Origin of the sequence: Hydrogenophaga sp., from assembly GCF_035481345.1 — a bacterium.
In the GTDB taxonomy this organism is placed as follows: Bacteria; Pseudomonadota; Gammaproteobacteria; order Burkholderiales; family Burkholderiaceae_C; genus Hydrogenophaga.
On sequence record NZ_DATIGV010000190.1, the window covers coordinates 1 to 9876 of the forward strand.

The 9876-nt window shown below is 70.2% G+C and carries 8 protein-coding genes; 3 read left to right on the forward strand and 5 right to left on the reverse strand.

Annotation, left to right across the window (positions count from 1 at the left end; translation table 11 throughout):
* Window positions 1-1212 (reverse strand): PAS domain S-box protein (locus tag VLG41_RS20440; protein ID WP_325351228.1); only part of this gene is annotated, 1212 nt, incomplete at its 3' end.
* Between the two features lie 115 nt (window positions 1213-1327).
* Between VLG41_RS20440 and VLG41_RS20445 the strand changes: the two genes are divergently transcribed.
* Window positions 1328-2104, forward strand: a complete 777-nt coding sequence (locus tag VLG41_RS20445; RefSeq protein WP_325351229.1) for a hypothetical protein — start codon at window positions 1328-1330, stop codon at window positions 2102-2104.
* Between the two features lie 82 nt (window positions 2105-2186).
* On the opposite strand, the gene VLG41_RS20450 is transcribed toward VLG41_RS20445, so the two are convergent.
* From VLG41_RS20450 to ssb, 3 genes are all read right to left on the reverse strand, one after another.
* Window positions 2187-2606: a hypothetical protein gene (locus VLG41_RS20450; RefSeq protein WP_325351230.1), complete on the reverse strand. Its 420-nt coding sequence runs from the start codon at window positions 2604-2606 to the stop codon at window positions 2187-2189.
* Window positions 2607-2790: 184 nt separating this feature from the next.
* A complete protein-coding gene (locus tag VLG41_RS20455; protein WP_325351231.1) occupies window positions 2791-3450 on the reverse strand; it encodes a response regulator transcription factor in 660 nt (219 codons plus the stop codon).
* Between the two features lie 165 nt (window positions 3451-3615).
* Window positions 3616-4122, reverse strand: coding sequence for a single-stranded DNA-binding protein (gene ssb / locus VLG41_RS20460; protein ID WP_325351232.1), 507 nt, complete (start codon window positions 4120-4122; stop codon window positions 3616-3618).
* Between the two features lie 106 nt (window positions 4123-4228).
* Here ssb and VLG41_RS20465 point away from each other — a divergent pair, with 106 nt between their 5' ends.
* Window positions 4229-5590 carry a chloride channel protein gene (locus VLG41_RS20465; RefSeq protein WP_325351233.1) on the forward strand — a complete coding sequence of 454 codons (1362 nt, stop codon included), beginning with the start codon at window positions 4229-4231 and terminating at the stop codon, window positions 5588-5590.
* On the opposite strand, the gene VLG41_RS20470 is transcribed toward VLG41_RS20465, so the two are convergent.
* Window positions 5576-6769 (reverse strand): MFS transporter, encoded by a 1194-nt coding sequence (locus tag VLG41_RS20470; RefSeq protein WP_325351234.1) that lies wholly within the window; start codon window positions 6767-6769, stop codon window positions 5576-5578. The genes VLG41_RS20465 and VLG41_RS20470 overlap by 15 nt on opposite strands.
* 285 nt (window positions 6770-7054) lie before the next feature.
* Between VLG41_RS20470 and uvrA the strand changes: the two genes are divergently transcribed.
* Window positions 7055-9876 (forward strand): excinuclease ABC subunit UvrA (gene uvrA / locus VLG41_RS20475; RefSeq protein WP_325351235.1); only part of this gene is annotated, 2822 nt, incomplete at its 3' end.

Here is a 9876-nt window from a genome sequence, read left to right on the forward strand (position 1 = left end):
GAGGAACAGGCCCAGGGCGTGGATGGGCTGGCGCAGGTCGTGGCTGGCGGCGGCCAGGAAGACGGACTTGGCGCGGTCGGCGGCCTCGGCGCGGTCCTTCTGGGAGCGCAGATCTTCGATGAGGGTGTGGATGCGCGCCTGCGCCTGGCGGCGGTCTCGGATGTCGCGGATGACCGTCATGCGCAGGCGCTCGCCCTTGATCTCCATGGTGCGGCCGATCAGCTCGACCGGAATCGCCTCGCCGTTGGCGTGGTGGATCTCGGACTCGAAATAGGCGTCGGCGCCACTGCCGATCACCGCGCGCGAGCGGTCGCGGTGGCGCCGCGGCGTCATCGACACCACCGTGCGCCCGACCAGCTCGGCGTGGCTGTAGCCCGAGAGGCGGCAAGCCGCCGGATTGGCGTCGGTGATGGTGCCGTCGCGGTGGAAGATCACGCCCTCCGCGCTGGCCTCCAGGAAGCGCGAGAGACGCTCGCGCGACGCGCGCAGCGCCATCTCGGCGCGGTGCCGTTCGGTGACGTCGGTCATCAGAACGAACGTGCCGCGCAAGCGGCCGTCGGGCCAGCGGTCGGCGGCGAGCGACACCTCCAGGACCTCATCGCCGCCCGGGCGGTGCCGGCTGTGCAGGAAGCTCAGGTCCTTGCCCTCTTGCGCATAGGTCTTGCCAGCCTCGCGAAGGTGATCGAGTTCATCGGGCGTGAGCAGTTCGACGACGGATCGGCCGAGTATCGAGTTCTCGTCGTGTCCCATCGCGTGCGCGTAGCGGCTGTTGGCGAACAGGCAGCGTGCCTCGGGCGGGGGCGTGAAGTAGGCGAGTTGCACCGGCAACTGCTCGAAGAGCTGCCGTATCCAGCCATTGAGCGCCTCGTGCTCCAGCCGCCTGGCTTCCTGTGCCGTGACATCGACGAGGTAGCAGCCGTGCGCCTGGTGGATCGGATCCCACCAGCCGGCGCAGCGGCAATGGACGGTGCCCTCGCCGGGGCGCCACAGCTGGAGGGGGATGTTGAACTCGCGTGGCCGCGTCAAGACCTGCAGCAGACGCAGGCGCCCGTCCCGGTCCAGTCCGTTGCGCCAGTCGCCATTCCACAGCGGGACCTGCATGCAGGCCTGCCAACCGGGCGACGCGGCCAGCACATCGCCGATGGGCGACAACAGCGCGCCGACGCCGGGGGCGTGCGCCCAGATCGCGTCGACACGGCTATCGGACTGCATAGCGGGCGAAAAGCGAGGAGACGTGCGGGGGCCGACCAATATAGCTCCGGCGCATTATTGAATCGGGCGGTTCGGGGGCCAAGACTCTGCGGGTCATGTTCAAGGAGGATGGCCCATGCACGCAGCTCTTACAGCCCGGCGTATCGCATCGCCAGCGAAGACCGCACCGCCGGTGATGACTGCACACGGTGGATTGGGCATCGACGCCGTTCTGGCGCATGTGGCCTGCCTGGCGCCGGAGTCGCCCGCGGCGCGGCAGCGGCTGGTGGTGGCGGCCGAGGCCTGTGCGCGCATGGTCGCGGCGCGTCAGCGCCTGACCCTCGCGCTCGACGTTCAACACGGAATCGAGCGGCTCGTACAACTGGCCGGCGGGCGCGAGCGGGCCCGGTGCCTGCGCCCGCCGGAGCGCGAGGCCTTGCGGCCGCACCAGGGCGAAGCGCGGGAACGCGTCGCGCAGGCCATGGTCGAGTGGCGCGACGCCGGCCAATGCTTCACGCGAGCGACCCATCTGTTGCCCACTCAGCTGTCGCATGACGTCACGCAGGCGCCCGCCCTCAACCTGGCCGAGCGGCGAGCGCTCATGCAGGCGTACGTGCGTGGTGGTTCACTGGCGCAAGCCGGGGACTTCGACGAAGCGCTCGGGCGGTACGCGGCGGCGCATCGGCGCTGTGAAGACGCCGCGGACCTGGCATTGATCGCGCGCGCGGCCCGGCAGAAAGCCGAGTCGGACCTGCGCATCGGCCAAAGCAGTCTGCTGTCGGTGGCCAATGCCTGGCTGGCCGAACTGGCGGGTGTGGACGCCATGCTCGTGGCCGAAGCGCGGCGTGGTGCCGTGCATGGCGCCTTGCGTGTCCTCAGTGGTGACATCCTGCACCGGGTCTCGGGGGAGTGACGGTGTGGTGCCGCGCGGCGGCATGAAAAAAGCCGTTCACGTCCGTGGACGTGAACGGCTCGGTGCACGGCCGCGCGGCGGCTCAGTGCACCGCGGTGGCAAATCCTTCGACGGTGGCGGGGGTGCGGAACCACAGGCCCGCGAAGCCGCTGTAGCGCAGGAGGTTGCTGAGCCGGATGCGCTTGTCGATCTTCTTCTCGAAGTACGGCAGGCGGTTCAGCATCTGGATCACGTTCGGCTCCCAGCGCAGCACCTTGATGAAGGCCGCGTAGATCTCGACGCCGGCGGGACTGAAGCCCACGGGCCGAACGCTGATCCGCACGATGTCCTGGGTCAGGCCCAGCACCTGGAAGCATTCGTTGATGAGCGTCTCGTAGTCGGCGGCGATGGTGGTGGGCATGATTTCGGAGTCGATGTCCGAGTCCATCTGCTCGTCGCTCATTCGGGTCGTGCTCCGGATACCGAGTCGCTGCATCACGCCGCTGGCCAGTGCTTGTCTCATGGTTACACCTCGTTGGTGAGTGATCGTTCGTGCAATCGCCGGGGGGCTGCACGCTCGTTCAACATGGACTTCAGTATCCGGACCCGACGCTGTCGCCTCAATAATGCGCGAGCACTATTTTGGTTTTCACTCATGGAACAGGGCCCGCGAGGGGCCCTGTTCCATGACCACGCGGCGCGGGCGTTCAGAGATTCGAGCCGACGTCGGGTGCTTCCATGAGCCCCGCCTGCATCGCGTACGCCGCGATCTCCGCGCCGTTGTGCAGGCCCAGCTTGAGCATGACGTTCTGCCGGTGCTTGCGCGCCGTGAGCACGCTGATGTGCAGCGCGTCGGCGATCTCCTGGTTGGTGCCGCCGCGCGCGATCATGCGCACGATCTGCTGCTCGCGCTGCGTCAGGGTCTGCGGCAGGCCCTGCGCGTTGGGCCGCTTGTTCGCGGAGCTGTCCAGGCCCTTGGCCACCTGCGGACTGATGTAGCGCCGCCCGTCCATGACCGTGCGGATGGCGTCGAGCAGCTCGGCACCCTGCTCATGCTTGAGCACGAAGCCGTTGACCCCGGCACCGAAGGCGTTGGCGACCGAGCCGGGGTAGACGTTGCCCGTGACGACCAGGATGCGGACATTCGGCGCGACGCGCCGAACGCGCCGTGCCACCTCGATGCCCGAACTGTCCGACAGGGCCAGGTCGAGCAGCAGCAGGTCGGGCTTGTGGAACTGCACCAGCAGTTCGACGTCGCTGCCTTTGGCCGTTTCGGCCACCAACTCGAAATCGCCGGCGGACTGCAGCAGCATGGCGATGCCTTGACGAACCAGCGCGTGGTCTTCTGCGACGACAACCCGGACCATGAGCACCTCGTGTGAGTGACGGTTGAGAACCTGTCGAGAATAATCAATGGATCAACAAATTGCCCTGGAACTAATCCCTTTGCATTGGTTTTTTCCGGACTCGCCCGCGGCGGCGCAAAAAAAACCCACCGCTCGGGTGGGTCAGGTTACGCGGTTTGCGTGATTTCAGAAAGGGATGTCGTCGTCCATGTCGTCGAAGCCGGTGGGCTGACGCGCTGGCGCGGGTGCCGGGGCGGCCCGGGGGGCCGGGGCGGGGCGGGCACCGGAGCCGGCCGCTGCCCGGGGCGCCGCCGCGCTGCGCGGCGGGGCGCCGCCATCGTCGCCGCCGCCCATGCCTTCGCGGCCGCCGAGCAACTGCATCTCGGTCGCGATGATGTCCACCGTGTTGCGTTCAACGCCCGCCTGGTCGGTGTACTTGCCGTACTTCAGGCGCCCTTCGACGTAGATCGGTCGTCCCTTCTTGACGTACTCGCCTGCGATCTCGGCGAGCCGGTCGTAGAAGGTCACGCGATGCCATTGCGTCTCTTCGATCATCTCCCCCGAGTTGCGGTCCTTGCGGCGGCTCGAGGTGGCCACGCTCACGTTGGCCACGGCCTGGCCCGAGGGCAGGTAGCGGATTTCGGGGTCGCGGCCACAGTTGCCGACGAGGATGACTTTGTTGACGGATGCCATGGGAGAGTCCTGTGGAAGCGGGCCGTGTTCGGCCCGAGGGTAGACCGGCCATTGTGCCGCATCCGCACCGGCCCGCCGATGGCCGGGAAGCAGGGACATACACTGCATGCCCATGAAAGGCGAGCCCGATTTCCTGCAGAACCTGCGTGACGAGATCGGTGGCGGGCGCCAGTGGCTCGATCGGGGCCTCATCCTGGCCTATGCCGTGTTCGCGGGGCTGGCGGTGGTGGCCCTGACGCTGCTGGCCGACGCCGCCACCGACGCCTACGGCGCGCTGCGAGCGGCCGCCTGGTGGGCGCCGCTGGTCTGGACGCCCGCGGTGACGGCGGCCGTGGTCTGGGGCATCCGCCGCTGGGCGCCGGGCGCGGGCGGCTCCGGCGTGCCCCAGGTGCTCACCGCGCTGGCGCCGGAAACGCCGCTGGCCGAGCGCACCCGCTTCGTCTCGCTCAAGGTCAGCGTGGCCAAGATCCTCGCCGTGGCCGGCTCCCTGCTGGCGGGGCTGTCGGTGGGGCGTCAGGGACCGTCCGTGCAGGTGGCCGCCGGGGTGATGCTGCACGCGCGGCGCTGGCTCTCGCCGCGCTCGGGCATCAGCGACCGCGAGTTGCTGGTGGCGGGCGGCGCCGCCGGCATCGCGGCGGCGTTCAACACGCCCCTGGGCGGCATCGTGTTCGCGGTCGAGGAGCTCTCCCGGCGCCTGACGGAGCGCAGCAGCGGCCTGATGCTCGCGGCCATCGTGATCGCCGGCCTGGTCGCCGTCTCGGCCTTCGGCAACCTGTCCACCTTCGGTCGCGTGCGCGTGGACGGCGTGGTCTGGTGGTCCCTGGCGCTGCCGGGTTTCGTCGTGGCCCTGTGCTGCGGCCTGCTGGGAGGCCTGCTCTCGCGCCTCATGCTTGCGTCGTTCACCGGCACGCCCGACCGCTTCTGCGCCTACCGCCGCAAGCGGCCGGTGAGCTTCGCGGCGATGTGCGGCTTCGTGGTCGGCCTGATCGCGGTGGTGAGCGACGGCAGTGCGGTCGGGCTGGGCCAGGCGCACACGCGCGAGCTGCTCGGTCACGCCAGCGAACTGCCGGCCGCGCACCAGCCGCTGGTCTTCACCTTCCTCAAGTTCGTGGCCTCGTGGCTGTCGGCCTGGTCGGGCGTGCCCGGCGGCATCTTCGGGCCCAGCCTGTCCATGGGCGCGGGCGTGGCGGCCGACGTGGCCTGGCTGTTCGGTTCGCCGCACGGTGCGGCGCTCATCGCCCTGGGCATGTGCGCCTTTCTGGCGGCCGTCACGCAGGCGCCCATCACGGCCATGATCATCGTGATGGAAATGACCGACGGCCACAGCATGGTGCTCAGCCTGATCGCCTGCGCGCTGTTCGCCAGCCTGGTCTCGCGCATGATCAGCCGCCCGCTCTACAGCACCATGTCGCAGATCATGATGCGCTCGCTGCGCGAGCCCGGCGTGGACGGCTCAGGACCGCGCTGAAGCTGGCGGTGCGGGCATGGCGGCCACCGGCCGCATGCGCCAGGCCGCGGCCAGCCACAGCAGCATCAGCGCCGCGCTGGCGATGAAGATGCCGCTGGCGCCCCAGGCCTTGAGCACCAGGCCACCGACCGCGCCGCCGGTGAAGATGCCCAGCGACATCAGCGTGTTGAACACACCGAGCGCCATGCCGCGCTGGCGCGGCGAGGCCAGGCGCGAGGCCAGGCTGGGCTGGCCCGCCTCCTGCGTGTTGAAACCCACGAAGAAGAGGCACAGCAGGGCACCCACGCCGGCCAGCGTGGGCGAATCGAGCAGCGCCAGAAAGCCCAGTTGCACCAGCGCCATGAGCGCGATGGCGCCCAGGTACACCGCGCGGAAGTGGCCGCGGCGTTCCAGGCGGAACAGCACGCCGCCCACGATCAGCAGCGAGACCAGCACGGCCGGCAGGTAGACCTGCCAGTGCCGCTCGGTGGCCAGGCCGGTCTGCAACAGCAGCGCGGGCACCGCCAGCCACATCATGATCTGCGCCGCGTGCAGCGCGAACACGCCCACGTTCACGCGCATCAGGTCGGGCTGCAGCAGCACCTCTTTCAGCGGTGCGCGCGGCGCGTCGGCGGCCAGTGCGGGCGCGGGCGGCACCACCCAGGCCACCACCGCCATGCCTGCGAGCGACAGCGCCGTGGTGAGGGCGAACAGGCCCGACAGGCCCACGTGCGGCACCAGCGCGGGCGCGGCCACGAGCGAGAGCGCGAACATCAAGGCGATGCTGATGCCCACCAGGGCCATGGCTTTCGTGCGCACCGTGTCGCGTGTGAGATCGGCGAGCAGGGCGGTGACGGCCGCCGAGATGGCGCCCGCGCCCTGCAGCGCGCGTCCCGCCAGCAGCCAGTGCACCGAGGGCGCCCAGGCCGCGACCGCGCTGCCCACGGCGAACACCGCCAGGCCGAGCAGGATCACCGGCTTGCGGCCGAAGCGGTCGGAAGCCATGCCCAGCGGCACCTGCAGGAAGGCCTGGGTGAGGCCATAGGCTCCCATGGCCAGGCCGATCAGGGCCGGGTCGTCGCCACCCGGGTAGCGCCGCGCCTCCAGTGCGAACACCGGCAGCACGATGAACAGCCCCAGCATGCGCAGGGCGTAGATGGCCGCGAGCGCCGCGCTCGCGCGGCGCTCATCGGCGGTCATGCGGTGGCCGGTGGTGGCCGTGTCGGGAGAAGGGGGAGCGGTGCGCAAGGCGGTCAAGGCGGGCGGGGGTCGGGAGGCCAGCCGCGTATTGTCGGCCATCGTCCCCGGCGCCTCGGATTGACCCGGCCGCGGAGACCCTCGGGCGTATCATGGCGGGTTGCCTTGGACGCTCGTGCCTTGAACCAGAAATTGCCTTCCGATCTCTTGCCGTCCGGCGCCCTGCGGGCGGATGAAGCCGCCCCATCGCGCGTGGAAGAGCCCTCCGCCCGCTACCTCGGCGACGCCATGCGCCTGCGCGGCGCTACCCTGTCGGTGCGCGGCGCGCGCACGCACAACCTCAAGAACATCGACCTCGACATCCCCAAGCACCGGCTGGTGGTCATCACGGGCTTGTCGGGCTCGGGCAAGTCCAGCCTGGCCTTCGACACGCTCTACGCCGAGGGCCAGCGCCGCTACGTCGAGAGCCTGTCGGCCTACGCGCGGCAGTTCCTGCAGCTCATGGACAAGCCCGACGTGGATTTGATCGAGGGCCTGGCGCCCGCGATCGCCATCGAGCAGAAGGCCACCAGCCACAACCCGCGTTCCACCGTGGGCACGGTGACCGAGATCCACGACTACCTGCGCCTGCTCTACGCGCGCGCCGGCACGCCACACTGCCCCGACCACGACCTTCCCCTGACCGCGCAGAGCGTGGCGCAGATGGTGGACGCCACGCTGGCGCTGCCCGAGGGCACGCGGCTGATGGTGCTGGCGCCCGTGGCGCGCGCCCGCAAGGGCGAGTTCGCCGAGCTGTTCGCCGACATGCAGGCGCGTGGCTACGTGCGCTTCCGCGTGAACGGCGCGGTGGTGGAGGCCGAGGCCCTGCCCGCGCTGAAGAAGAACGACAAGCACGACATCGACGTCGTGATCGACCGCCTGAAGGTGCGCGCCGAGGCCGACGCCGCCGGCGTCAACACCCAGCGCCAGCGCCTGGCCGAGAGCTTCGAGGCCGCGCTGCGCCTGGCCGACGGCCGCGCCATCACGCTCGACATGGACTCGGGCCAGGAACACGCGCACTCCGCGCGCTTCGCTTGCCCGCTGTGCCACTACGCCGTGGCCGAACTCGAGCCGCGCCTGTTCTCCTTCAACTCGCCCCTGGGCGCCTGCCCCAGCTGCGACGGCCTGGGCCACACCGAGTTCTTCGACCCCGCGCGCATCGTCGCCTTCCCCTCGCTCAGCCTGGCCAGTGGCGCCATCAAGGGCTGGGACCGGCGCAACGGCCACTACTTCTCGCTCGTCGAAAGCCTGGCCGCGCACTACCGCTTCAACGTCGACACGCCCTGGGAGTCCTTGCCCGAGGCGGTGCGCCAGGTGCTGCTGTTCGGCTCGGGTGAGGAAGAGATCCGCTTCCAGTACGCGCTGGATGGCGGCGAGCGCGCCAACAAGCGCGTGAGCAAGAAGCACCCTTTCGAGGGCATCGTGCGCAACTTCGAGCGGCGCTGGCGCGAGACCGACAGCGCCACCGTGCGCGAGGAGCTGGCGCGTTACCGCGCCACGCGGCCTTGCCCCGACTGCGGCGGCTCTCGCCTGCGCCGCGAGGCGCGCCACGTGTTCGTGGGCGAAGGCGAGCAGCGCCGCGCCATCTTCGAGATCGGCCACGTCACGCTCGGCGACGCCCTGCGCTGGTTCGGGGCGCTGGCGCTGGGCGGCGCCAAGGGCGAGATCGCGGGCCGCGTGATCCAGGAGATCCGCCAGCGCCTGAAATTCCTCAACGACGTGGGCCTGAACTACCTGAGCCTGGACCGCAGCGCGGACACGCTCTCGGGCGGCGAGGCCCAGCGCATCCGCCTGGCCAGCCAGATCGGCAGCGGCCTCACCGGCGTGATGTACGTGCTCGACGAGCCCAGCATCGGCCTGCACCAGCGCGACAACGACCGCCTCATCGGCACCCTGCAGCACCTGCGCGACCTGGGCAACACCGTGCTGGTGGTGGAGCACGACGAGGACATGATCCGCGCCGCCGACCACGTGATCGACATGGGTCCCGGGGCCGGTGTGCACGGTGGGCGCGTCATGGCCCAGGGCAGTTGCGAGGACGTGATCGCCGCGCCCGACTCGCTCACCGGCCAGTACCTGGGCGGCGCGCGCCGCATCGAGGTGCCGAAGCAGCGCACGCCGTGGCAGGTCGCGCGCACCGCGGCCGCGCCGGCCGCGCCGGCCAAGCCGCGCTTTCCCGCCGGGCCCAAGGGCCGCGCCAAGGCCGAACCCATGGTCGATGGCAGCGGCCTGGCGATCCGCGTCGTGGGGGCCTCGGGCCACAACCTGCGCGGCGTCACGGCCAGCTTTCCGGTGGGCCTGTTCACCTGCGTCACCGGTGTGTCGGGCTCGGGCAAGTCCACCCTGGTCAACGACACGCTCTATGCCGCCGTGGCGCGCGCCATCTACCGCTCGCACGACGAGCCCGCGCCGCACGAGGCCATCGAAGGCCTGGAGCACTTCGACAAGGTCATCAACGTCGACCAGTCGCCCATCGGCCGCACGCCGCGCAGCAACCCGGCCACCTACACCGGCCTGTTCACCGGCATTCGCGAGCTGATGGCCGAGGTGCCCGCCGCGCGCGAGCGCGGCTACGGCCCGGGCCGCTTCAGCTTCAACGTGGCCGGCGGCCGCTGCGAGGCCTGCCAGGGCGACGGCGTGGTCAAGGTCGAGATGCACTTCCTGCCCGACGTCTACGTGCCCTGCGAGGTCTGCCACGGCCAGCGCTACAACCGCGAAACGCTGGAGGTCCTCTACAAGGGCAAGAACATCGCGCAGATCCTGGAGCTCACGGTGGAGCAGGCGCACGCCTTCTTCGGCGCCGTGCCCACGCTGGCGCGCAAGCTGCAGACCCTGCTCGACGTGGGCCTGTCCTACATCCAGCTCGGCCAGGCCGCCACCACGCTGTCGGGTGGCGAGGCGCAGCGCGTCAAGCTCGCGCTCGAGCTCTCCAAGCGCGACACCGGCCGCACGCTCTACATCCTCGACGAGCCCACCACCGGCCTGCACTTCGCCGACATCGAGCTGCTGCTCAAGGTGCTGCACCAGTTGCGCGACGCGGGCAACACCATCGTGGTGATCGAGCACAACCT

Bases quoted from the DNA above. Each gene is read 5' to 3' on its own strand.
- VLG41_RS20445 (WP_325351229.1), top strand. From the start codon at position 1,328: ATGCACGCAGCTCTTACAGCCCGGCGTATCGCATCGCCAGCGAAGACC.
- VLG41_RS20450 (WP_325351230.1), bottom strand. From the start codon at position 2,606: ATGAGACAAGCACTGGCCAGCGGCGTGATGCAGCGACTCGGTATCCGG.
- VLG41_RS20455 (WP_325351231.1), bottom strand. From the start codon at position 3,450: ATGGTCCGGGTTGTCGTCGCAGAAGACCACGCGCTGGTTCGTCAAGGC.
- ssb (WP_325351232.1), bottom strand. From the start codon at position 4,122: ATGGCATCCGTCAACAAAGTCATCCTCGTCGGCAACTGTGGCCGCGAC.
- VLG41_RS20465 (WP_325351233.1), top strand. From the start codon at position 4,229: ATGCCCATGAAAGGCGAGCCCGATTTCCTGCAGAACCTGCGTGACGAG.
- VLG41_RS20470 (WP_325351234.1), bottom strand. From the start codon at position 6,769: ATGACCGCCGATGAGCGCCGCGCGAGCGCGGCGCTCGCGGCCATCTAC.